Origin of the sequence: Chitinophaga sp., from assembly GCF_039596455.1 — a bacterium.
Lineage (GTDB): Bacteria > Bacteroidota > Bacteroidia > Chitinophagales > Chitinophagaceae > Chitinophaga.
Map to the genome: position 1 here is coordinate 281,402 of NZ_JBCNJR010000002.1, position 24,541 is coordinate 305,942.

Genomic DNA, 24,541 nt, shown 5'->3' on the forward strand with positions numbered 1-24,541 from the left:
ATCTGCCGTAACTTAGGGTTAAAATTTTGATATATGGCAAGACCCCTGGCTTCGGAATATGGTGAATTTTACCACGGTTATATCAGCAAGGTAAAGGAAGATGATCTGCTGACGGCTTTCCGCAATCAAACGGCCGTTTCTTTACAGTTCTGGCGCGAGATTCCGGAAAACAAGCTGAACCATGCCTATGCTACCGGCAAATGGACTATCAAACAGGTGCTGCAGCACATCATTGATGCGGAGCGCATCTTTGCCTACCGGGCGCTGCGTTTTGCAAGAAGAGACACAACGCCGCTGGCCTCCTTTGATGAGAACAGCTACGCGGAAGAGGCGCGGGTAGATGACCGCAGCTGGACAGACATGCTGGAGGAATTCCAGGTGGTGCGCATTGCCTCTGAACACCTGTTCCGTTCTTTGGACGGAGAGGAAATGGAGCGCAGCGGCATAGCCAGCAACAAACCCATGAGCGTGCGCAGCCTGGGGTATGTGATTGTAGGCCACGCTATGCATCACCAGGATGTTATAAAGGAACGGTATCTATAAAACTCCCTGAAACCAAAAGGCTGTACCGCGGGTACAGCCTTTTATATTCATGCTGGTGACTGGTTGTTACCAGATAATAAACCCGCCTCCCTGGCCGCGGCGGTTGCTGCCTTTGGCCTTGGCGCCGAACACGCTGATGTTGTAGCTGAAGGTGAGCATAAAATATTGCTCCACGATCATGGTCTGCGAATCATCAATGGCGTACTCTGTTACGTTGCGCCGAACGGAATTGCTTTGGCGCAGCAGGTCATATGCATAGAGCTTCACCTGCGCCTTTTTGTTTTTCAGGAAGTCATACGCCAGGCCCATGTTCCATATGGCCACGCCCTTCTGGAAGCCGGGGGTAATACGGCCATTATAGTTGTAGACAATATCGTTCTCCCAGGAGAAATTGCCCGGCCAGTACAGGGTGCTGCCGAAAGATATGCGGTGCATAACGTAGTTGCCCTGGGTGGTGATACCGGCAGGGTATTTTGTAAGGCTGATGGTGGGGCGGTAATTGAGCGTGATGTCAAACAGCTCTTTGTAAGAGTAAGAGCCGTAGGCTCCGGTATAAATCCACCAGTTAAAGGTCTCATTCTGGCGAATGGTGGTATCTCCCTTGGGGTTGTTGATGTTGGAAAAGTTCACGTTCTTGCTGCCGTTACCGCCCAGGTTCACCATTACGCGCCACTGGTAGTCTTTCGCTTTTTTGTTTTTGCTGAGGGTCATGTTGCCACCCATGTTGTAAGTGCCGTCTACGTTCACGAACTGCGTTTGCTGGCTGCCATCTGGCCGCGCCTTTACCATGGTGGTGATCCTGTTCATCACGGGGCTGAAGTTGAGGTTGGAGAAAATACCGATGCCGGTGGGCGAAAAGCGGTTATACCCGAAGTTCACCCGGTGGGAGAACGAAGGTTTCAGGTTGGGGTTACCAATGCGCTCGCTCAATGTATTGGTATTGTCTTTAATGGGCTGCAATTGCTCCAGTGTAGGCTGCTGCATGTAGCCGCTGTAGCCCAGGTTCCAGTTGGCGTTCTTTTTTGTTCTGTAGCTGATGCGCGAGTTGGGCGCAAAGTTGGTCTGGTGCTGGCGGAAGGTAGTGCTGGTGGTGTAGGAATAATTGTCCAGTACGTTGAAATAGGCCATGCCGCCAATGGTGGCAGACCATTGTTTGTTATTGTAGTTGAAAGACAACTGCGGGTTCTGGGAAGTGAAAACGGTTTTGAACTTGTTGGTATAGTTGCTGTCCAGGTCGGTATAGCCTTTCTCCAGTTCGTCAAAGTTGTAGGTTTGCCGGTTAGAGCGGCTCTGGCTGTACTGAAAGCCGTAACCCACCGTCATCTTCCATGTTTTGGACAAAGGCTCGGTGTATCTCAGTGTGGCCTCATAATTCTCAACGGTGTTAGACATGGTGCTACGCTGGTCTGTGAGCGCGGTGGAATCTATCACATCATGCAGAAAGAAGTTGCGTTCTGAATAGTTGAACGCATAACCGTCCTGGTTGCTGTTATTATTGGAGAAATTAAACCCTATGCTGCGGCCTTTCTTTTTCAGCTGGCGGGTAATGTCCAGCCGGCTGGAGAAGTTAACGCGGCTGCTGGAGTTGCGGTTGCGGGTGGTGTTGTTATTCAGCAATGCGCCGTCTGCCCATGTGGTATCCAGGCTGCCGGCGTTGGTGCTGATGTCTGTATAGTCGAAAGAAGGAGCAAAGGTCAGCTGCGTCATGCTGTCCAGCTCGGTTTCCAGTGTAAAGTTGAAGCGGTGGTTGGCATTGCGGCCGTTGCCGCTGCGGTTGCTGCGTATCAAACGCCCGTCGTTATACTGTGTGTTCCTTTGCGTTATGAAACGGGAGTCTGTGTTATTGTAGAAATAGTTGTTATTGACACTGAGTTTTTTCGTCCACTGGTCGTTATAGTTATAGCCGGCCATGGTAGCCGTGCGGATACCGTCTCCGCCGCTGCCGAAGGAGATACCGTTCATGTTGAAGGCGCCGTTGTCTGAAAAAGAAACAGACATGCCGCCGCCTTTTCTTTCCGAGGCGGAAGACATTTCACTTTGCGTGAAGCCGATCTTGTTGAGGTTGTTGGAAGAAGCCAATACGCTCAGCTGGCGAGGCCCGTCAAAACCGCTTACAATGCCGGTCAGCTCAAAACGCTCGTCAGTGCCGCCACCGGCCGCCAGGCGGCCGAACACGCCTTTTTTCTTGTCTGCCTTCAGCGTTACGTTGATGGTTTTATCTTCTCCGTCTTTCTCCACGCCCATGCGCGCTTCCTGTTTTGTTTTGGTATCTACCACCTGTACTTTGTCTACGATAGCGGAAGGGAGGTTCTTGGTGGCCAGCTTGGGGTCGTTACCAAAAAATTCGCGGCCGTCTACCAGTACGCGGGTTACTTTTTTGCCGTTCACGGTGATGTTTCCCTCATCGTCTACATCTACGCCCGGCAGTTTTTTGAGGAGGTCTTCTATTACCGCGTTGGTGCGGGTTTTAAATGCGGAGGCATTGAACTCGATGGTATCTTTCCGGATGGCGATGGGCGGCCTGTCCCCTTCAATCACCACCGTATTCAGTTCCCGGGGCGCCGGCGCCAGCATAATGCGGCCCAGGTCTGCCGCGTGGCCCGGCTGCAGCACCCTGATATAGGAACGGTAACCGGTGTATGAAATGAGCAGGCGGATGGCCTTGTTGGCCGGCAGGCCGGTGAGCTTGAAGGCGCCGGCCTTGTCTGTAAGGGTATAGGTGATAAGGCTGCTGTCTTTAGCGTCTTGCGCCGCTACGGTGGCCATTTCCAGCTGGTCTTTACTGCTGGAGTCAGCCACGCTGCCGGTGAGGGTTTTTTGCGCGGTGGCGGCAAAAGAGATCATACATAAAAGGGACATGCATATAATTCGGATCATGGAAACCTGGGTTTGAATCATCAATATACGAATAGTTCGTAGAAAAACGAATAAAATAGTTAAATCTGTTATGAAAGGTGGAAAATGTGATGTGAATGGTGGCTGGCGCGGGATAGGGTGGGTGTTACAAGGTGAGTTTTCAGGGGCCGTGCCAGCTGCCGGTAGTGCAAAAAAGAAGCTGCACCGTAAAGGATGCAGCTTCTTCATGTATAATTCTTTATTCGGAAAATCAGGCTTCAGCGTATGCGCTGGCCGGCTCGCAGGTGCAGATCAGGTTCCTGTCTCCGTAGGTATTATTGATACGGCTTACAGAGGGCCAGAATTTGTTCTGCTTCACGTACTCCAGCGGGAAAGCGGCCTGCTGGCGGGTGTAGGGGCGGTCCCACTCATCAGCGGTTACCACGGCCTGGGTATGTGGCGCATGTTTCAGCACGTTATTGGTTTTGTCTGCACGGCCTTCTTCAACAGCGCGGATCTCTTCACGGATAGCCAGCAGGGCGTCGCAGAAGCGGTCCAGCTCGGCTTTGTCCTCACTTTCAGTAGGCTCTATCATAATGGTGCCGGGCACGGGGAAGCTCATGGTAGGAGCGTGAAAGCCGTAGTCCATCAAACGTTTGGCCACGTCTTCCGCTTCTACGCCGGCGGTGTTCTTGAACGGCCGCAGGTCTACAATGAACTCATGTGCACAGGTACCGCTTACGCCGGTATACAGTATTTCAAATGCATTCTCCAGGCGCGCCTTCATGTAGTTGGCGTTGAGGATGGCATATTCCGTAGCCTGGCGAACGCCGTGGCGGCCCAGCATGCGGATGTATGCGTAGGAAATGAGCAGGATGCTGGCGCTGCCATAAGGCGCGGCAGACACAGCGTGGGCCTGTTTGGTGCCGTTGCCGGAAGCCTGCAGGAACACGTGAGAGGGCAGGAAGGGCGCCAGGTGTTTGGCCGCACAAATGGGGCCCATGCCGGGGCCGCCGCCGCCATGCGGAATGGCAAAGGTTTTGTGCAGGTTCAGGTGGCAAACGTCTGCGCCGATGAGGCCGGGAGCGGTGAGGCCCACCTGTGCGTTCATGTTGGCGCCGTCCATATATACCTGTCCGCCGTTTTCGTGAATAATGCTGCAGATGTCTTTTACACCTTCTTCATATACACCATAGGTGGAAGGGTAGGTGATCATCACACCGGCCAGGTTATCTTTATATTGCTCCGCTTTTGCTTTCAGGTCGGCAATATCTATATACCCGTTTTCCAGCGCTTTTACGATCACCACTTTATACCCAACCATTACCGCGCTGGCAGGGTTGGTGCCGTGTGCGGAAATAGGAATGAGCATGATGTTGCGGTGCGCTTCCCCGCGGCTCTCGTGGTAACCGCGTATGGTGAGCAGGCCGGCGTACTCGCCCTGGGCGCCGGAGTTGGGCTGCAGGCTGCAGGCGTCGAAAGCAGTGATCTTGCAGAGGTATTCACCCAGCTCTTTCACGATCTGCTCGTAGCCGCCCACCTGTGCCAGCGGCGCAAAGGGATGTATCTTGCTCCAGTGGTTCCAGCTCAGCGGTATCATCTCGGAAGCCGCGTTCAGCTTCATGGTGCAGGAGCCGAGGGATATCATCGAGGTGTTAAGGGAAAGGTCTTTGTTTTCCAGCATCTTCAGGTAACGCATCATCTCCGTTTCGCTGTGGTGGGTGTTGAACACGGGGTGCAGCAGGTAGGAGGAGGTACGTTGCAGCGCGGCGGGAATGCCGTTGGCCGCCTTTTCTACATCTGCTTCGGTGATGCTGCCCGCGCCGAACACGGCCAGGATGGCGTTCACGTCTTCCACACCGGTCGTTTCATCCAGCGAAATACCCAGCAGCTGGGCGCTGATGCGGCGGAAGTTGATGCCGGCCGCTTCTGCTTTGGCGTGAATGGCGCTGGCGTCCGCGGTTTCCAGTGTAATTGTATCAAAGTGGCTGCCGTTACGCAGCTGAATGCCGGCGGCTTTCAGCTTGGCGGCCAGCGAGGCTGTTAACAGCGTGGTTTTGAGGGCAATGTTTTTGAGGCCCTGCGGACCATGGTACACGGCGTACATGGCGGCCATGTTGGCCAGCAATGCCTGCGCCGTGCAGATATTGGAAGTAGCTTTTTCGCGTTTGATGTGCTGCTCGCGGGTCTGCAGCGCCATGCGCAGCGCGCGCTGGTTTTGTGCGTCTATGCTCACCCCTATGATACGGCCGGGAATGGCGCGTTTGAATTCGTCTTTAGTAGCAAAGAACGCGGCGTGCGGCCCGCCGAAGCCCAGGGGTACGCCAAAGCGCTGTGCGCTGCCCACGGCGGCGTCTGCGCCCAGCTCTCCCGGAGGGGTCAGCAGGGTGAGCGCCAGCAGGTCTGTAGCCATGGCCACGTAAGCGCCGGCGGCATGTGTTTTTTCTATGAATGCGCGGTAGTCTGCTACGGAACCTTCGGCATCGGGGTATTGCACCAGCGCGCCGAAGTAGTCCGCTGTGATGTCTGCCTCGGCAAAATTGCCGAACACCACCTCAATATGCAGCGGGGTGGCGCGGGTCAGCACCACGTCTTTGGTTTGGGGGAATACACGCTCGTCTACAAAGAACTTGCCGCGGGTAATATGATCGTGGTCTTTGTTGAGGGCATTGAAGAACATGGTCATGGCCTCTGCCGCAGCGGTAGCCTCATCCAGCAGGGAGGCGTTGGCAATAGGCAGGTCTGTAAGGTCGCTCACCATGGTCTGGAAGTTGAGCAGGCTTTCCAGGCGGCCTTGTGAAATTTCAGCCTGGTAGGGGGTATACTGGGTATACCATCCCGGGTTCTCAAATACGTTCCGCAATATCACGCTGGGCGTAATGGTATCGTAATACCCTTGCCCGATGTAGTTTTTGAATACTTTGTTTTTCAGGGAAACATCTTTCAGCTGGCCCAGGTAGGTGTGCTCGCTCACCGCCTCGGGAATGTCCAGCTCATTTTTCATGCGGATGGCCGCAGGTACCGTTTTGTCGATCAATTCCGCGAGTGACCCGATGCCGATCTTGCCCAGCATCTCACGGCTCTCCGCTTCATTGGGCCCGATGTGCCGGCCAATGAACTCATTCTTGAAAGTATTCAAAAGATTCATGATATAAGCAGGTATTTAAGAAAAGAATGCGCAAAGCTATGATGTTTTTAAGCAATAGCCAAACTGCTGCTGCAGGGGGGATACGGGGCTGATATTCCGGCCGTTTCGGGCCATTGTTTTGTCATGGCACCATCATGCTTGTGGCCGGCTGTTTTTGTCAAGGCCCTCGTGGGTAATGCAGGCCGGCCCTTTGTCCGCCGCCATCTTTCCACTACTTTTGCACAAATTTACCGCCGCATGTCAGACTTACTCTCCGACTGGGAGAAAAAGGCCAGGGAGCAACAGAAATCAAACAAGCAGTTCCTGCAGAAAATGCAGACCAAGAAAGGGAAAGGGGCGGAGCGCCACCTGCCGGAGCTGCATGAGGAGGCCTTTTCGAAAATAGACTGCCTGCAGTGCGCCGGTTGTTGCAAAACCATCAGCCCGCGTTTCAAAACCCCCGATATCAAAAAGGTATCCCGCTTCCTGGGCCTGCGGGAGTCCGTTTTTATTGATACGTACCTGCGGCTGGATGAAGATGGCGACTATGTAGTGAAACGCAGCCCATGCCCCTTCCTCGGGGCGGACAACTATTGCAGCATTTATGAGGTGCGGCCGGGAGACTGCCGCAACTACCCCTATACAGACAGCGGCGAGTTCTTCAAACGGCCCAATACCACCCTGCTGAACGCCACTATTTGCCCGGCTGTTTATTATGTGCTGGAGCGGTTAAAGACGGTTATCGGGGGGTAAGCCTGCTGAATATCCCTGTTTGCCGGTGCCCGGTACCACCTGCCGGACGGCGGAAATCCGCTGCAGTTGCGGGAATCGGCCGCTGTCAGTCCTGTTTTCGGTACCGGAGTGCGTCAAAATAAGGGTCATTTTGCGAAAAAACGGGCGTAATTGATTGATAATGTGCTGGTTGATTGTTTCCCTTTTTTGTGTTTATGCCTAAAACACGCACTCCCTATGCACTATCCTGGGAGTATACTGGGAGTATGGTGGGGGTTACTACGGAGTAAGGTGGGAGTAACCACGAAGTAACTACGGAGTAACCATGGAGTAACCGGGCAGCCATCACGCCTTCAGCTCCAGTTTCCGCATAGCCGGGGAAATAATGTAAGTGGTGATCACCACCCCAAGCGTCATACAGCCGCCGAACACCACGGAGGCCACCGGCCCCATGATCTTGGCCGCCACCCCGCTTTCAAAAGAGCCCAGCTCGTTGGAGGAACCCACAAATATGGAGCTGACGGAAGATACACGCCCGCGCATGTCGTCCGGGGTTTTCAGCTGCAGGATGGTTTGGCGGATAATAACGCTCACGCCGTCAAAAATACCGCTGAAGAACAGGGCGGCCAGCGAAAGCACGAAGTTTTTGGAAATGCCGAAAATGATGATGCACAGCCCGAAACTGAAAACGGCCGCCAGCAGCTTTATGCCGGGTTTGGTCACAATGGGCCGGTATGCCAGCAGGAAGAGGGTGATGAAAGAGCCCACGGCGGGCGCGGCGCGCATCATGCCAAAACCCACGGGGCCCACGTGCAGGATGTCATTGGCATAAATGGTCATCATGGCCACGGAGCCGCCGAACAGCACGGCAAACATATCCAGCGCCATGGCGTTGAGCAGCACCTTGGTGTTCCATACAAACTGCAAGCCTTTCAGCAGCCGTTGCCGCACGGTTTCGCCTATTTCCTTGTAGTGAACGGGTTTGGGCGCTATCTGCAGAATGCAGAACAGGGCTACCAGCACAAAGAACAATACCAGCAGCATAGACCAGTGTACGCCCAGCCAGTGCATAGACAGCCCGCCCAGCGCAGGGCCGGCAATGGCGCCAATTTGCCAGGCGGAAGTGCTCCAGGTAGTGGCGTTGGCGTATAGCCGCCGGGGTACCAGCAGCCCCAGCAGGGAGAAGTTGGACGGACTGGTGAACGCGCGGATAATACCGCCGCAGAACACCAGCAGGTAGATCATCAGCAGTACGCCGGTTTTGGGAACATGGGCCATCAGCGCGTCCCAGGTGAGGAGAAACAGCCCCGTTCCGGTGAATATGTAACCGGCAATGCATTTCATCACCATGCCCCTCTTTTCCTTTTTATCCACAATATTGCCGGCAAACAGCGCCAGGCCAATAGCGGGCACAAATTCCGCCAGGCCTATCAGGCCCAGGTTCAGCGGGTTTTTGGTCAACATGTACACCTTCCATTCCACTATGGAGAATTGCATGGCCAATGCAAAGATGAGGGCAAAGCGTATTACCAGGAAATACTTGAACTCTCTGTACCGGAGTGATGCATATGGATCATTGGCGGGTAAAACAGTTTCTTCCAATCTGGTAGTTTTTTATGCAGGTCAAAAATAAAATATATTGTATTGCCCAGATCATTATTTTTAAGCCTTTAAAATTCCAACACACGTATGAAGCTAGTTTATCTTGCATTGGCCGGCTCCCTGTTCGCATACAGCGGAAGCACGGCGCAGGCCCCGAAAGTAAAGCTGCAGCTGGTCACTGACCAGGTGCAGTCACCCGTATGCATGGCCGTACCGGGAGACGGTTCCAACCGTCAGTTCATTGTTCAGAAAGAAGGAAGGGTATGGGTGGTGCAGAACGGGAAACTGCTGCCGGAGCCGTTTATTGACGTAAGCAGCGAAATGGTGAAAGTAAACCCCGCGTATGATGAACGCGGCCTGCTGGGCATGGCCTTTCACCCGCAGTTCAAAACCAATGGCAAGTTCTACCTGTATTACAGCGCCCCGGTGCCCAAACCCGCAAAAGGCCTCAACCACAAGAGCGTACTGGCGGAGTTCAGGGTGAACAAGGCGTCTGACAACCAGGCGGCGCTCAGCTCGCAAAAAGTGCTGCTGCAGTTTGACCAGCCGGAGTCTAACCACAATGGGGGAGACATTGTTTTCGGGCCTGACGGCTACCTCTACATTGCCTCCGGAGACGGCGGCGGCGGGGGAGACAAGCACGGCGCCACCGGTAACGGCCAGGACCTTGGCACCCTGCTGGGCAAAATTTTACGTATAGACGTGAACGCGAGCCCCTACCGCATCCCGAAAGACAACCCCTTTGTGAATACGGCCGGCGCCCGCGGTGAAATATGGGCCTACGGGCTGCGCAACCCCTGGCGCATCTCCTTTGACAAAGGCACCCGCAAGCTGTTTGCCGGTGATGTTGGGCAGAACAAGTATGAGGAGGTAGACATCATCACCAAAGGCGGCAACTACGGCTGGCGCATCATGGAAGGCTACCATGAGTTCAACGTGCCTTCCGGCGCAGACAAAAGCAAGCTGATAGCGCCCATTCATGAGTATGACCATGATGACGGCATCAGCATTACCGGTGGTTACGTATACAGGGGAAAAGCCATTCCCGGCCTGCAGGGCCAGTACGTGTTCGGGGATTATAACGGCAAAACGTGGACGCTGCAGCAAAAAGGCGGTAAATGGCAGCGGAACGACCTTGCTTTCGAAAACAAACCCCAGGGCAACGTACAGTTGTTGAGCTGGGGGCAGGATGAAGCGGGCGAAATTTACATGCTGGTGACCATTCCCCAGGGCGGTGGCGCTGTGAAAGGGCTGGTGTACAAGCTGGTGAAATAAAAAAAAGGGGAAATCCGGTGACGAATGGTGAATGTGCAGGGCTAACGGTAGTTGTATATTTGCAGCACGGTATTTGCCAGTAATATTTTGTTAAAACGCCCGTTGGGCCTTAGTAGCTCTGCCTGAATAGGCTTATATTTGAGAAACGGATGCGCGGCCTGAGATCCGCAGTTCGTACTTGTTAGCGCGCTGGATGAATTTCAACAATGAAGAGCTCATGAAGGTGGCGCATTTGGTAATTCGTAATTGATTGTTATGCGGATGAAACTGAAAGTGATAATACCGGTAATGCTGATCAGCATTTCTGCCGGTATATTTGCATTTGCAAAAATAGGCGGTAAAGAAGACCCCCCCGGCAGATATGAGGCCATTATCACCCTGGTAGGGCAGATCCTGAAAGAAGGGCACTACCAGCCAAAGCCGATAGATGACAAATTCTCCAAAGAAGTATTTGCCAAATACCTGAAAAACCTTGACGGTGAGAAGAAATTTTTCCTGAAAAGCGATATTGAGGCCCTGCGGGCGTATGAAACGCACGTAGATGATGAACTGAACGGCGCCCCGCTTGACCTGTTCAATAAAACCAATGAACTGATCCGCAAGCGGGTGGTGGAAGTGGCCGCTATTTACCCGGTCATCCTGCAAAAGCCGTTTGATTTCAACCAGAAGGAAACAGTGGTGATCGATCCGGAGTCTATGGACTGGCCGGTTGATAACGCTGGCCGTACGGAAGCCTGGCGCAAGTCTCTCAAGTTCCGCACCCTGGAAAAGTACGCGGAGCTGATAGAGCAGCGTGACAAGGAGAAGAACGGCAAAACAGACGCCGTGCTGGAAGCGGAAGCCCGCCAGAAAGTGAAAAAGATCTACGACAAGTATTTTGACCGCCTGAAAACGCGCATGAAAGACGATGACCGTTTTTCCATGTACGTGAATGCCATCACCACCACAATGGACCCCCATACGGACTATATGCCCCCCATCGAAAAACGCTCTTTCCAGGAGCAGATGAGCGGGCGCTTCTACGGCATCGGGGCGCAATTGCGGGAAGATGAAGGGCGTATCAAGATCGTCAGCATCGTAACCGGCAGCCCCAGCTGGAAAAACGGCAAGCTGAAAGCAGACGACGTGATCCTTAAAGTAGACACCACAGACATTGGCGGCTACGCGGTAGATGAAGCCGTAACCCTCATCCGCGGCCAGAAAGGCACGCCGGTGAGCCTGACCGTGAAAAGCGTAGACGGCACCACTAAAACGGTATCCCTCATCCGTGACGAGATCAAGCTGGACGATACCTTTGCCAAATCTGCCATTATCAGCGGAGAGCACCGCATCGGCTACATTTACCTGCCTGAGTTCTATGCAGACTTCAATGACCGCCAGGGCGCGTTCTCTTATGACGACGTGGCGGAAGAAATAAAGAAACTGAAAGCGGAAAAAGTGGAAGGCATTATTCTTGACCTCCGCTTCAACGGCGGCGGCTCACTGCCTGACGTGATCAAGATGGCCGGGCTGTTTGTGCCCGAAGGCACCATGGTGCAGGTACGCTCCCGCGGGGGAGAAACCCAGCAGCAGAAAGACCGGGACAAAGCGGTGCAGTACGATGGGCCGCTGGCCATTATGGTGAACGAGTTCAGCGCCTCCGCTTCTGAAATTATGGCCGCCGCCATGCAGGATTACAAGCGTGCGGTAATAATAGGCAGCCCCTCCACTTTCGGGAAAGGTACCGTACAACGCCTGCTTGACCTGGACAATTTTGTACGGGGAGACCTGGGCGGCAGCCTGGGCGCCATCAAGCTCACCGTGCAGAAGTTCTACCGCGCCAGCGGCGGCTCCACGCAGCTGAAAGGCGTAGAATCTGACGTAGTGCTGCCTTCTCCGTATTACGAAGTAGGGGAGAAGAAAGACAAAGACGCCCTCAAATGGGACGTGATCCCGAAAGCGGACTTCACGCCCTGGGCAGACCCGGTAGACGTGGCTTCTCTCAAACAGAAAAGCGCAGCCCGCGTGGCTAACAACGAAGCGTTCAAGATCATCAACGAAAACATAGCTACCCTCAAAAAGCTGGACGAGCAGAAGAATTACCCGCTTGACCTGGCGTCTTACAAGGCAGACCAGAAGAAGAACGCCGCCGCCCTCAAACGGTACGATGCGGTGAATGAAAAAGTAAAAGACATCAACATTGCCAGCCTGAAGGTAGACCTGTCCAAAATGGCGGGAGATACAGTGAAGCTGGCGCGTAATAAAGACTGGCTCAAGGCCCGTGTGAAAGACGCCTACCTGAGTGAAGCGGTGAACGTGATGAATGATTTGATTATGCAGTCTTTCCCGAAGCTGAAGAATAATTATACCGAAGCTAACAGGCCTAAAGAACCGCGCTGATCAACTGATCACTCATTATAAAAAAGGAACAGGGGAAACGGTTATGTTTCCCCTGTTCCTTTTATTTCTTTTCCAGCAGAATATCTACCACCTTCCTGGTTTTCTTCGCTTTCATTTTTTCCGGTACGCTGGCCAGTATTTCTTTCTTGAACGCCTCAATCACGCCCTGTTTGATAAAATGGCGGTGTGTAACCAGGCTGATTTCCCGCACGGGCTCAGGCGTTTTGAAGAAACGCACCATGTTCATCTGTTTGGCGGAAAGGTCTTGCAGGGAAAGCTCCGGCAAAATGGTGTAGCCCTCATTCAGCTCCACCATGCGTTTAAGCGTTTCCACGCTGCCGGTGTTGTATTCCAGGTTCTTGAACTCGCCGCCAAGGCCGAATTTGTCCTGGCAGATGTTGAGCACCTGGTTGCGCATGCAATGCCCTTCGTTCAGCAGCCAGATATCTTTGCTGTCAAGGTCTTCCGGCAAGATCACTTTTTTGTCTGCCAGTTTATGGCTTTTGGCCGCAAAGATCACGAAGGTCTCATAAAAGAGTGGGTGTTCCTCCAGGTGGGGGTTATGCAGCGGAGTGGCCAGCAGCCCGCAATCCAGCTGCTCCTGCCGCAGCAGCTGGATGATCTGCTCTGTGGAGTATTCCCATACTTCCAGCTTCACCTTGGGGTATTTTTTCATGAAGGCCGTGAGCACGCGGGGCAGCAGGTAGGGCGCCAGCGTGGGTATTATGCCCACTTTAAGGGTGCCCTGTATCTCCTTCTTCTGGTCTGCAATGATCTCCCTGATGCGCGCGTTCTCTTTCAGGATGATGCGCGCCTGGGCAATTACGGCAACGCCAATTTCAGTAGGCACTACGGGCAGTTTGCTGCGGTCAAATATCTTTACGCCCAGCTCGTCTTCCAGCTTCTGGATCTGCATGCTCAGCGTGGGCTGTGTTACGAAACATTTATCTGCGGCGGTAACGAAGCTGCGGTAGGTGTCTACCGCCACTACGTATTCGAGTTGTACGGTGGTCATTATTCCGGATTACGAATTAAAGGAAGTACGAAATTAGGGTAAAAGGGGGGAATAAACGTTAAACGGGAGCAGATGCCCTTCCGGGTGTCAGAACTTCAGGGTGAAGTGCTGCTTTACCTTGAAATCAGGGCTGATGAACACCAGGCCTATAAAAAAGAGGTCTATGGTAAGGGTAACCGCCGGGTGCGCCTGGATAGCGGCCCAGGCGTTCTCCATGCCTTCCGTCCAGTGAATGTCATCAAAGATCAGCACGGAGGAGGGTTTCATTGCTGGCAGGCAATCCAGGAAATACTGAACAGTGGGCCCTTCCCGGTGGTTGCCGTCAATATATACAATATCCGGGGAAGGGATGGCCGCCAGCACTTTCGTTAACTCCGTATCAAAATTACCGATGTACTGATGTATGTTTTGCAGCCCCAGGCTGTCAAAATTGGCTTTGGCCCGTGCGGCAATATTGGGGCAGCCTTCAATGGTGTGTACCGTAGCGCCTGCCGTGGCCATATAGGCGGTAGAAAGGCCCATGGAGGTGCCCAGTTCCAGCACGGTGGCCGCGTTCAGGTGCTTGACCAGGCGGTAAAAGAGCTGCCCGAATTTGGCCGGTTTGGCGGCATGGCGCACAATGTCACGTATCTTGCGGGTATTGGTGGCGCCCATGAGAGAGCCGGCGCCCAGGTCTGTTACCTCAATGACGTCTGTACTGGCCAGCAGTCGGGTACGGAGGGCCTCTAAGGCCTCATAGGCAGGCTGGTGGCCGCGGTTGTTCAGCACCTCTTCCAGCAGGGTATATACAAAGGGAGAATGCACATCGTGCCGGTTGCCCGCTTTGAAATAATACCGGATGTATTTTTTTGCCAATGCCGCCTGGTGCCGTAAACTCACTGTTAATAGATTTTTGCCTTGATCAATCCCCATTTATGCAGCCGGTGCTGTACAGACACGCGCAGTACGCCCAGCCCGTATATGCTGCTCCGTTTGAAGTTGATGCTGGAGGCTTCTTCAAAATACTTGGTGGGGCAGGTCACTTCCGCAATTTCAAAACCTTTCATGAATACCTGCGAAACCATTTCATTATCGAAAATAAAATCGTCGCTATTAGCCATGAAATTGATGTTCCGCAGCACCTCCGCCGAAAATGCCCGGTAACCCGTATGGTATTCGCTCAGTTTCTGGCCTATGAGAATATTCTGGGTGAGGGTCAGAAAACGGTTGAAAATATATTTATATAAAGGCATGCCGCCCTTCAGCGCGCCTTTGCCCAGGATGCGGGAACCGAAAACGGCCGGGTACACTTCGTTGGCAATGATGCTGCTCATGGCCACGATCAGCTTGGGGGTATATTGGTAATCCGGGTGTACCATTATCACAATGTCTGCCCCCAGCTCCAGCGCCTTGTTGTAGCAGGATTTCTGGTTGCCGCCGTAACCCTTGTTGGCATCGTGCCGTATAATGTGCTGAATGCCAAGCTTCCTGGCCACGCCAATGGTGTCATCCTTGCTGGCGTCGTCTACCAGCACCACTTCATCCACCACGTCCATCGGTATTTCAAGGAAGGTCTTTTCCAGTGTTAAAGCAGCGTTGTAGGCAGGCAGCACCACCACTACCTTTTTGTTATTCAGCATGAAAGAAGGGCAATTTAGGGTGCAAAGGTATAAAAAAGTATAATGCGTGAGTACCCTTTTACAATTCTTATGATTATGCAGTAGAATTAATCATTATCTTTGTTCCTTGGGAAATTTTTGGCATTATATTTTCTTAAGGTTTTCTTAACATAAAAAAAAGGACATTCAAGCATGCTCAAGCTAATCAGATGGATGATGCCATTGTGGATGACAGGTATTGTGACGTTGACTGCCTATGCGCAGGACCCAGAGACCAAGCCGCCTCAGCCGCAGCCTCAGCCTCAGCAGGATATGAAGCCCGGGCAGGTGCGTACGGCAGACACCACCATCAAGAAGATCATGGACGAACTGCAGAAGGTGGCAGACAGTGACCGGCAGAACGCAAAGAACATTGAAGAGCTTTCCCGCGGCCGGGACCTGGACAATAGCGCTAAGTACGATCTTATTAAGAACAACCTGATCTACGCATCAGAAACCTACTATCTGCTGAACAAAAAGATCATTGACCTTAAATCAAGGACCACCACCAGTAACCTGGACGTGTTCATCACCTCGCTCAACAACCCGGAAAGCAAGGAACTGGGTTTCTCGCTGAGTGACAGGGTGGTGGAGCTGGTAGAAAAGATCATCCTCAAAGGCAAATCAGACAAAAACGAAAGGAATACCAAGCTGGTGGAATCTACCAAGTCCATCATCAACAGCCCTATTTTCAAAAGCTTTACCTCTCTCACGCCGCCCCTGGCCATTGCCAGCTCTGTGATGAACTTCCTGCACAGCGTAAGCCAGAGCAACAAGGCCATTAACCACAAGCTGCTGCAGGAGTTTGAGAAAGAGCTGAACAAATATGTGATCTATTACACCGCCCTGAACGATGCCAACCAGAAGTTCGAGTTCGGGCTGAACTTTAATAAAGACCAGCTTTCCCTGCTGCAGGACAATATGTACGATCACCTGGCCTTTACCGCCAATGTGCTGAAAATGCCGCTGCCCGCGCGGGGCAATAAAACCATTGCAGAATCGCTGAACGAATACTTTTTTGACTTCAGGAAAGAAAAGGTGATAGACTTTTTCAATAAGATGGAGGAGAAGTACACCGTCGGCAAAAAGATAGACTACGAAAAGCTGCTGAGGGAAAACCCGAACCTGAAAGAGGCCAACAACCAGCTGGAAGACCTCATTCTTCAAACCAAACGTTTCGAGAACCTGTATAATGAGTACTTCAGCCTGCTGGATTCCTACTACACCAAGGTGAACCACTCCCTGCGGCTGGCACAGGATAATGCCCTGGCTGAAAAAGGCATCGTAGAGGCCAAACAGGCGGAGTTCCGCCAGCTGAAAGATGAGGCCGTAAAAGAGATACAGGCTTCCATCAACATGCGGGAGCTGACCATGAACGTAGAAAAAGTGAAATACCGGTACAGGATATTTTGATCCGTTAAATAAACTGGAAATGACGGGTTACGGGAGACCGTAGCCCGTTTTTCGTTTTTATGCCCCTTCCTCTTCCTTCTGATCTTCACTGCCCAGGCTGTGGGTTTCCTTGTTATACTGCCCCTTCAGCTCGTCCAGCACAGAGCCTTTCCATAATTTAGTGCCGGTAAAGTAAGACGCCCTGCCGATCATGTGCCCTGCCACCGGCGCCGTGAGGAACAGGAAGAAGATGATGGCCAGCACTTTGGTGCTGATGGAAATATCTGCAAAGAATACCGCCGCGGCGGCCAGCAGCAGTCCTATGCCCAGGGTGGCGGCCTTGATGGTGACGGAGAGGCGCAGGTAAAAGTCAGGCATGCGCACAATGCCAACGGCCGCAATCAGTACCGTAATGCAGCCCAGCGTGCTGAGTATCATGATCAGTATATCGCTCATTTTTCTTCTTTTTTTTCCAGGTAATAAGAAAAGGCCACTGTGCCCAAAAAGGCTATCAGCGCCAATATCATGGCATCGTCCAGGAAGGTGGACTGTTTGGTCATAATGCTGTATATGGTGATGATGCCGATGCCGATGGTGATCAGCAGGTCTAGCGCTATCACCCGGTCTACAATACTGGGGCCCTTGAAGAAACGGTAGGCCACCAGTACAACGGCCAGGCACAGCATGGGCAAAATCACGTAAAACAGGTAGTTGTTCAGGCTCATCGTAAAATATCTAGCAAACGTTTTTCCAATCCGCCCTTGATCTGCTTGATAAAGGCGTCTTTATCCGTGAGGTACATCACGTGGATGTACACTACTTTTTTATCGTCGCTCACGTCCAGTATCAGGGTACCGGGCGTAAGGGAGATCAGGTTGGTGAGAAAGGTGATCTCCAGGTCTGTCTTCGCGTCCATCGGGTATTGCACAATGCCCGGCTTCATGAAGAACTTCGGGGTGATCACATCGTACGCTACCTGGAAGTTGGCGCGCAGCATTTCGTAAAAGAAAAAGAAAACGAAGCTGATCACGGCCGGTACCCGGCTGAAGTAACGTTTCTGCTCATTGTCTGCCGTTACCAGCCACAGTGTCATGTAACTGAGCAGGAAGCCGAACACAAAGTTGAGGAATACCAGCTCCCCGGTAAGCATCACCCAGATGAAGGTGAGCATGATGTTCAGTAATAGTTGTTTGATCATGATCTTCGCTATTACGGTTTAACAATTTCGCGGCCCAGCACTGCTTTGATGTAGGGGGCCGTGTCTTTCAGGTCTGCCGCAATTCTTTGAGACAGGGTGGCTATATGTTCCGCACAGAAACCGACGTAGAGGGAAATAATGGCCAGCATGATCACGGGTACCACCAGCAAGGCACGGTGGTAACGCTTCATGGGCGCAAAATCATCTTCCACATTGGCCTCTTCCGCCGGCTTGTCTTTCCAGAACACGTCTGCCCACATTTTGGCGATCACGTACAGCGTTACAAAGCTGGCAATGATCATGGCTACCACCAGGTACCAGGCATGCGGCGTGGCCAGGCCTTCCCGGAAGAGATATATTTTGGGCCAGAAGCCTGACAGGGGCGGAATGCCCACCAGTGAAAAGAACACAATGGCCATCAGAAAAGACAGTTTCGGGTAGTCTGCATACAGGCCGCCCAGCTTGTCCATATTCATGGTGCCGCGTATTTTATAAATGATGCCACTCACCAGGAAGAGGTTTGTTTTCACGATGATGTCGTGTATCAGGTAAAATATCACCCCGGCCAGCGCCAGCGGCGTGTACATGCCCAGCCCGCCTATGAGGTAGCCGATGTGGCAAACTATCAGGTAAGAGAACATCATGCGCATGTTGCGTTTGATGACCGCCCCGAAAGCGCCGGTGAGCAGGGTGAGCGTGGCCACCGCCATCAATACGGTGCTGGTAAATTCATCCGGTATAAAAATGAGGGTGAACACCCGCAGCAAGGCATACACGCCTACTTTGGTGAGCAGGCCGCCGAATATGGCGGCTATGGCCGATGGCGGCGTATGGTAGGAGGAGGGCAGCCAGAAATAAAGCGGGAACACGGCAGACTTGATGCCGAAGCCCAGGAAGAACAGCAGGCCGGTTACATTTACCAGGCCGCGGTTATCGATCTCCGCCATTTTCAGGGAAAGGTCTGCCATGTTGAGGCTGCCTGTAAGCCCGTACAGGATGGCCACGGCGGTGAGGAACATCACCGAGGCCAGCAGGTTGAGGGTTACGTATTTGATACCCCCTTCTATCTGCGGTTTTTTACCACCCAGCGTCATCAGCACAAAGGAGGAAATGATGATCACCTCGAACCATACATAGAGGTTGAAAATATCTCCCGTCAGGAAAGCGCCGTTGAGACCCAGCAGCAGAAAATGGAAGATGGGAAAATAACCGTACTGTATGCGGTGGCGGCTGATGCCAACGGTAGAGAAGATACATACGGCCAGCCCCGCAATGCCGGCCAGCAATACCATGGTGCTGCTGAACACGTCAGATACGAAGGTGATGCCGAAGGGCGCCTGCCAGTTGCCCGCCTGCATGGTGAGGTAGCCGGCATGCCATGTTTTGATGAACAGCCCGATGCTGAGGCCCAGCACCAGCAAACTTCCCAATACGCTGATATACCGCTGTATCTGCACCTTTCTCCAGAAAAATATCAGCAGCACGGCAATGGCCAGGTGGGCAATGATCGGTAAAATGATGTAGTTATCTGTCATATGTCGGTATCGGGTGTATTAAGATCATTCAGGTCATCCGTTTGTATCAGCACGTATACTCTTTTCAACAGCACAATGGCAAAAGACTGTAGGCCGAAGCTGATCACAATGGCCGTCAGTATCAGAGACTGTGGTATAGGGTCTGCGTACAAACCGCTGAGTATTTTCTCGCCTTCGCCGATGATGGGCGGTTTGCCTTTGGTGATGCCGCCCAGCAGGAAGATGAGCATGTTGGCGCCGTTGCCCAGCAGAATAAGCCCTATCAGCAACTTCACCATACTGCGGCGCAGCATCATGTAAATGCCGGTGGCGTACAGGATGCCTATGAGTATAATTAGTAATAGCTCCATACTTATAAAATGTTTTCGGAAATGTTGAACAGGATGGTGAGCGTAATGCCGATCACTACCAGGTACACCCCTATGTCAAAGAACAGCGGCGTGCCTACCAGGCCAATAATGGGCATGGGAGCTGAAAACCACAGGGCCGTCATGAACGGGAGGCCGGCAAATACCGGCGCCAGCCCGCTGAGCAGGGAAACGGCCAGGCCCACCGGAATAAGCGCGCCGGGCGGGTAACGCAGCAGCTTGCGGGTATTTTCCAGCCGGTTGGCAAACGCATGCAGCACAAAGGCAATAGAGGCAATCAGTCCCCCTACAAACCCTCCGCCGGGGTTATAGTGCCCCCGCAGCAGGATGAAAACGGAAAATAATAACAGCAACGGCAGCAGGTAATTGGATGCCGTTCTCAGGATAACACTTTTCATACCTATTCTTTTTCGGATGAACTGATTCTTAGTTTAAGCAGGCTGTACACGCCCAGCGCGGCAATTACCAGTACGGTAATTTCTACCATGGTGTCAAACCCGCGGAAGTCTACCAGCATGACGTTGACCACATTTTTGCCTTTGGCCAGCAGGTATGCGTTTTCTGCATAGAAGCGGCTGGTTTCCTTGTTGGTAGGCTCATTCATTACCTCCAGCGCTATGATGGCTATCAGGATGCCGAACAGGCCGGAAATGATGGAATCCCTGACAATCACCTTCCGGTCGTTGATCCGCAAAAAGCGGGGCAGCCGGAACAGCACCAGTACAAACAGCACTACGGTGAGCGTGTCTATGGTAAACTGCGTCATGGCCAGGTCTGGTGCGGAGTAGATCACAAACAGGATGCAGATGCAATACCCCACTACGCTCATGCTGGCCACCGCGGTGATGCGGGAGGAAGTGGACACCGTTTTCCATATGGCCACCAGTATGATGCCGAACACGGTAACGTCATATATGGTAATGGGCGCTACGTTGGTGCGGATGTCGAAGTACAGGTGCACGCCCGTAATGAGTTTATAGGCCAGCAGTACGGTAATGAAAATGATAATGATGTGGATGTAGGAGCGGAGGTTGCCGTTGTGCAGCCGGTTGGTATACCAGGTGGAAAACCGGGAGAAACCCCTGGCGCTTTGCACCACCAGCGTTTCCGGGCTGAGATGGGCAAAGCGGTCTACCGCCAGCTGGTGCCTGGCGGACGGGTTGCGCATAAAATACAGGGCGAAGCCTGCGGCCAGCGTAACCCCGCTCAGCAGCAGCACCAGGTTGAACCCGTGCCATATTTTGAGCGGTGCGGGTGCGGCCGCGCCCAGCGCCTGTACAACGGGCTGCACCAGTGACGCATCTGCAAGAGCGGGTACAATGCCGTATAGCAAACCCAGCGCCGCCAGTATCAATGGCGGCACCCACAGGCGCAGATCAGGCAGGTGTACGGAGCGGAAACCTTCCGGCAGCGGCCCCGCAAACGGTCGGATGCCCGCCTGGAAGCCGGCGTATAACACCAGTATATTGGTGAGCACGGCAATGCCTGTGAGTAGGTAGCCATAGGCCTGCGCGTGCAGGGTAGCTTCATATATCAGGTCTTTTCCTATGAAACCGAAAGTAAGCGGCAGGCCCGCGCTGGAGAGGGCGGCCAGCATGCCGGCCACCGCCACCGGCATCATCACTTTCCGCAGGCCACGCAGTATGGTCACATCCCGTGTACCGGTTTCATGGTCCAGTATGCCCGCAATCAGGAAGAGAGCCGCTTTGTACAACGCGTGCACCAGTATGAACACGGCTACTGCCACCATGGCTTCCGCCGTGCCCACGCCCAATAGAAATACCAGCGTGCCCAGTGCGGCAATGGTGGAATAGGCCAGTATGCCTTTCAGGTCTGTACGCTGAATGGCGTGCCAGGCGCTGTACAGCATGGTGATAGCGCCGGCGATCAGTAAGGTGGTGTTCCAGAATGGATGCCCGCCCAATACCGGCGTAAACCTGGCCAGCAGGTACACGCCCGCCTTTACCATAGTGGCGGAGTGCAGGTACGCAGATACCGGCGTGGGCGCTTTCATGGCGCCGGGCAGCCAGAAGTGGAATGGAAACTGGGCTGATTTGGTGAAGGCGCCGCCAAACAGGAAAAAAAGTACCCAGCCGTACCAGGCATGGCCTTTTAACATGTCTGCACTGGAAAGCATGGCGGAGATGGAATACCCGCCGGTGAGCGAGCCCAGCAGCACAAAACCCGTCATCAAAAGAAAACCGCCCCCGCCCGTAATGGCCAGGGCCATCAGCGAGTTGCGCCGCGAAGCGGCGTCGTCATTATTAAAACCGATCAGGAAAAAAGAAGTAATGCTGGTCAGCTCCCAGAACACAAAGAGGAGCATAACATTGTCAGACAGCACCAAACCCAGCATAGACGCCATGAAAAGGCTGAGGTAACAATAGAAGCGGTCAAGATAGCGGTGCCCCTTCAGGTAGTAGGAGGCGTAAGCAAATACCAGTGTACCAATGCCGGTGATGAGCAGGCTGAAGAGCAGGGAAAGGCCGTCAAGCTTGAAGTTGAGGTCTATGCCCATAGAGGGTATCCAGCGGTAGCTGAAGAGCAATGGCTGCGTTTGCACTGCAGGCAGCATGCCCAGAAAATAGACAAAAAGACTTAAAGGTAACAGGGTGGTGAGCACCGCAGGCTTTCCCTTCACATACTTGCCAAAAAGCAGTACAAGCATCGCAAACAAAAACCCGGAAAGCACAGCAGATATCATTAACAACGGTTTTGGTGATGGTGCTAAATATAGCAAAAGAGCGGCAGAACGTGGCAGGAATGGAGGAAAAAATGTGTGATTTTTTTTGAGTGGCGCTGAGAAAATATGGGCGGGGCTTTAAAAAAAGATGGATGTGTATTAATATTATGTATTCTTTGCAACAAGGAAATTTTACCCCAAATCAATTTTATTTATTACTTTTTCGCCACTACTACTTATGTATGAGTGCCACCCTTTCACAACACGTTGATAACTGGTATGCATTGTTCCATGTTCACCTGGTACGCCTGGCCTTGCGTTGGGGCTATGGTGACGAAGAAAGCAGGGACCTGGTGCAGCAGTTCTTTCTTGACCTGTTGCAGAAAAACCTGGAGCCGGCCACTATCCAGAACCCCAAGGCCTTTCTCACCAGCGCTTTCAGCCGCCGCCTCATAGACCACTACCGTACCGCCCGCCACCGCAAAAAGCAGGAAGAACTGGCGCCCAGCGCAGGTTATGAGCCTTCCGTGCTGGAAAGCCTGGTACAGGTGCAGGCCAATGAGGAGCTGATGGCAGCTATCAGGGCCGCCTACAGCCGTCTGCCCGCCCGCTGCCGCAAGGTGATACAGCTCAAGTATTATGAAGGCCTCACCACGGAACAGATAGCCGCGCGCACCGGGCTGCATGCCAGAACGGTGTACAACAATCTCTACGAAGCCATTAAAGCCCTGCGGCAGGAACTGCATAAAACTCATCCGCGCCTGAAATTTGCGGCGGTTTTCTCCATCTTGCCGCTGCTGTAGACAAATGCCTTTCGCCCCCATTGCGCCTTAAAGAGGCCCTGTCTGCCGCCATTTCCCGCCGCCTCATTAAAGGGCAGGCCCCTTTCCCTTTCCCATAAAAAAAAGTTCAAGAAAAGTTGGTAAACCGGCGCAGGCTGTCCGTCTATATTGTAAAACAGCTGCGTATGCCGGATCGTTTTGAGCTTGAACAACTGGTTATAGATGATTCTTTCATCAGCTATTGTTTCCGGAGAAACGAAGCAGACATCCTTTTCTGGGAGAACTACCTCCGCCAATACCCTGAAGAAGCCGCTACCATGGCCGAGGCGCGGGAGCTGGTAATGGGCATTTCCCTGATGCTGCATCAGGAGCAGGCAGAAGAAGCGCCCGCAACGCCCGTGGTGCCGTTGCGCACCGGCGGCCTGAAAAAAGCGCTCGCCATAGCGGCCACCGTTCTGCTCATGGGCGCCGCCGCCTTTTTCCTGCTAAGACCCGGCAAAGCACCGGCCCCCGGCATTACACAGGCAGCGGAAGAGCCGGTGGTCTACATTACGGCCATGGCGGAAAAGAAGACCGTGCGCCTGCCAGACAGCTCTACCGTTATTCTCAATGCCGGTTCCAGATTAACGGTCAGCGAGGCCTTTGGTAGTGACAACCGCAAAGTTTGCCTGAAGGGGGAAGCCCTCTTCAACGTAGAGCCCAATGCAGGCCTGCCTTTTATTGTGAAGGTGGAGGGCTATGATGTAAAGGTGCTGGGTACGGTGTTCAACGTAAAAGCCTACCCCGGGGAGAAAAAAAGCGAAACGTCGCTCATCAGCGGGAAGGTGGAAATTTACCTCCGCCACGGCGTTACGGCGTATAAAGTGCTGAAGCCCAGGGAAAAGTTCGTTATTCATAAAGACATTCAACCTGTAAACGCTACCGGCGAGCCGAGGTCAGGCAGAGCTCCGCAGGTGGCGGATGTAATGCCCCTGTCTTACAACCGCAAGAACGTGAACGTAGAAACGGCCTGGTCACAAAACCGGCTGGTGTTTGAAGATGAGGCCTTCGGGGAAATGCGGGAAAAGCTGGAGCGCTGGTTTGATGTCAAGATCGTATTTGAAGACCAAATGATTGAACAATATCGCTTTACGGCCACATTTGAAAAAGAAAACATCGTACAGGTTATGAAAGCGCTGCAGGCGTCCTATCCGTTTACCTGCCGCATAGAAGGAAAAATCGTTAAAATAAGTCATCAGCATTCACGTCGTTAGCAACGTTCCGACATAAAAAAGGGAAAGAACAACTGGTACTTGTTCTCTCCCGGTTAAAAACAGGAGCATGTTGTGCATGGGATCACCATGCCCGGTAGCTCCGTATTCCTAACATTAAAACGTACTCTAAGGTATGAAAAACACCCGTATTAAACTGCCCTCCAAAAGGACGTTTAAAAAGATTC

Annotated in this window: 20 protein-coding genes; 7 read left to right on the top strand and 13 right to left on the bottom strand. The window is 52.9% G+C overall.

Annotated features, from left to right (window positions below; all coding sequences use genetic code 11):
• Window positions 1-33 precede the first annotated feature (33 nt).
• Window positions 34-543, top strand: coding sequence for a DinB family protein (locus tag ABDW36_RS10875; protein WP_343701923.1), 510 nt, complete (start codon window positions 34-36; stop codon window positions 541-543).
• A 66-nt stretch (window positions 544-609) separates the two neighbouring features.
• Here the strand turns inward: ABDW36_RS10875 and ABDW36_RS10880 are convergent, their stop codons facing one another.
• Both ABDW36_RS10880 and gcvP read right to left on the bottom strand, forming a co-directional pair.
• Complete coding sequence (locus tag ABDW36_RS10880; protein ID WP_343701924.1) at window positions 610-3,420, bottom strand: outer membrane beta-barrel protein; 2,811 nt, start codon at window positions 3,418-3,420, stop codon at window positions 610-612.
• A 229-nt stretch (window positions 3,421-3,649) separates the two neighbouring features.
• On the bottom strand, window positions 3,650-6,526 hold the full coding sequence (gcvP, locus tag ABDW36_RS10885) for an aminomethyl-transferring glycine dehydrogenase (protein WP_343701925.1): 2,877 nt from the start codon (window positions 6,524-6,526) through the stop codon (window positions 3,650-3,652).
• Window positions 6,527-6,763: 237 nt separating this feature from the next.
• On the opposite strand from gcvP, the gene ABDW36_RS10890 reads away from it, so the two are divergent.
• Window positions 6,764-7,258, top strand: a complete 495-nt coding sequence (locus tag ABDW36_RS10890) for a YkgJ family cysteine cluster protein (protein WP_343701926.1) — start codon at window positions 6,764-6,766, stop codon at window positions 7,256-7,258.
• Window positions 7,259-7,582: 324 nt separating this feature from the next.
• On the opposite strand, the gene ABDW36_RS10895 is transcribed toward ABDW36_RS10890, so the two are convergent.
• Window positions 7,583-8,839, bottom strand: coding sequence for an MFS transporter (locus ABDW36_RS10895; protein ID WP_343701927.1), 1,257 nt, complete (start codon window positions 8,837-8,839; stop codon window positions 7,583-7,585).
• Window positions 8,840-8,926: 87 nt separating this feature from the next.
• Here ABDW36_RS10895 and ABDW36_RS10900 point away from each other — a divergent pair, with 87 nt between their 5' ends.
• Both ABDW36_RS10900 and ABDW36_RS10905 read left to right on the top strand, forming a co-directional pair.
• Complete coding sequence (locus tag ABDW36_RS10900) at window positions 8,927-10,114, top strand: PQQ-dependent sugar dehydrogenase (protein ID WP_343701928.1); 1,188 nt, start codon at window positions 8,927-8,929, stop codon at window positions 10,112-10,114.
• Between the two features lie 255 nt (window positions 10,115-10,369).
• Window positions 10,370-12,493: a carboxy terminal-processing peptidase gene (locus ABDW36_RS10905; RefSeq protein ID WP_343701929.1), complete on the top strand. Its 2,124-nt coding sequence runs from the start codon at window positions 10,370-10,372 to the stop codon at window positions 12,491-12,493.
• Window positions 12,494-12,554: 61 nt separating this feature from the next.
• Here the strand turns inward: ABDW36_RS10905 and ABDW36_RS10910 are convergent, their stop codons facing one another.
• The 3 genes from ABDW36_RS10910 to ABDW36_RS10920 form a co-directional block, all read right to left on the bottom strand.
• Window positions 12,555-13,508, bottom strand: a complete 954-nt coding sequence (locus ABDW36_RS10910; protein WP_343701930.1) for a LysR substrate-binding domain-containing protein — start codon at window positions 13,506-13,508, stop codon at window positions 12,555-12,557.
• An 87-nt stretch (window positions 13,509-13,595) separates the two neighbouring features.
• Complete coding sequence (locus ABDW36_RS10915; RefSeq protein ID WP_343701931.1) at window positions 13,596-14,387, bottom strand: class I SAM-dependent methyltransferase; 792 nt, start codon at window positions 14,385-14,387, stop codon at window positions 13,596-13,598.
• A gap of 2 nt (window positions 14,388-14,389) precedes the next feature.
• Complete coding sequence (locus ABDW36_RS10920; protein ID WP_343701932.1) at window positions 14,390-15,127, bottom strand: glycosyltransferase family 2 protein; 738 nt, start codon at window positions 15,125-15,127, stop codon at window positions 14,390-14,392.
• Window positions 15,128-15,298: 171 nt separating this feature from the next.
• Here ABDW36_RS10920 and ABDW36_RS10925 point away from each other — a divergent pair, with 171 nt between their 5' ends.
• Window positions 15,299-16,558, top strand: coding sequence for a hypothetical protein (locus ABDW36_RS10925; protein WP_343701933.1), 1,260 nt, complete (start codon window positions 15,299-15,301; stop codon window positions 16,556-16,558).
• Between the two features lie 57 nt (window positions 16,559-16,615).
• Here ABDW36_RS10925 and mnhG read toward each other — a convergent pair whose 3' ends face one another.
• Genes mnhG through ABDW36_RS10960 form a run of 7 tightly spaced genes read right to left on the bottom strand, consistent with a single transcriptional unit; the run spans window position 16,616 to window position 22,342 of the window.
• The gene (gene mnhG / locus ABDW36_RS10930; protein ID WP_343701934.1) at window positions 16,616-16,993 is read right to left on the bottom strand and encodes a monovalent cation/H(+) antiporter subunit G; all 378 of its coding nucleotides are present in this window, start codon (window positions 16,991-16,993) and stop codon (window positions 16,616-16,618) included.
• Window positions 16,990-17,262, bottom strand: coding sequence for a cation:proton antiporter (locus ABDW36_RS10935; protein ID WP_343701935.1), 273 nt, complete (start codon window positions 17,260-17,262; stop codon window positions 16,990-16,992). Before ABDW36_RS10935 ends, mnhG begins: the two co-directional genes overlap by 4 nt.
• Entirely contained in the window at window positions 17,259-17,735 is a 477-nt protein-coding gene (locus tag ABDW36_RS10940) for a Na+/H+ antiporter subunit E (RefSeq protein ID WP_343701936.1), read from the bottom strand. Before ABDW36_RS10940 ends, ABDW36_RS10935 begins: the two co-directional genes overlap by 4 nt.
• Window positions 17,736-17,746: 11 nt before the next feature.
• Window positions 17,747-19,270: a proton-conducting transporter membrane subunit gene (locus ABDW36_RS10945; RefSeq protein ID WP_343701937.1), complete on the bottom strand. Its 1,524-nt coding sequence runs from the start codon at window positions 19,268-19,270 to the stop codon at window positions 17,747-17,749.
• The gene (locus tag ABDW36_RS10950; protein ID WP_119079032.1) at window positions 19,267-19,620 is read right to left on the bottom strand and encodes a Na+/H+ antiporter subunit C; all 354 of its coding nucleotides are present in this window, start codon (window positions 19,618-19,620) and stop codon (window positions 19,267-19,269) included. Before ABDW36_RS10950 ends, ABDW36_RS10945 begins: the two co-directional genes overlap by 4 nt.
• Before the next feature lie 2 nt (window positions 19,621-19,622).
• A complete protein-coding gene (locus ABDW36_RS10955; protein WP_343701938.1) occupies window positions 19,623-20,036 on the bottom strand; it encodes a Na+/H+ antiporter subunit B in 414 nt (137 codons plus the stop codon).
• A 2-nt stretch (window positions 20,037-20,038) separates the two neighbouring features.
• A complete protein-coding gene (locus ABDW36_RS10960) occupies window positions 20,039-22,342 on the bottom strand; it encodes a putative monovalent cation/H+ antiporter subunit A (protein ID WP_343701939.1) in 2,304 nt (767 codons plus the stop codon).
• A 221-nt stretch (window positions 22,343-22,563) separates the two neighbouring features.
• Here ABDW36_RS10960 and ABDW36_RS10965 point away from each other — a divergent pair, with 221 nt between their 5' ends.
• Entirely contained in the window at window positions 22,564-23,124 is a 561-nt protein-coding gene (locus ABDW36_RS10965; protein ID WP_343701940.1) for an RNA polymerase sigma factor, read from the top strand.
• A 164-nt stretch (window positions 23,125-23,288) separates the two neighbouring features.
• Window positions 23,289-24,356 (top strand): FecR domain-containing protein, encoded by a 1,068-nt coding sequence (locus ABDW36_RS10970; RefSeq protein ID WP_343701941.1) that lies wholly within the window; start codon window positions 23,289-23,291, stop codon window positions 24,354-24,356.
• Window positions 24,357-24,541 lie beyond the last annotated feature (185 nt).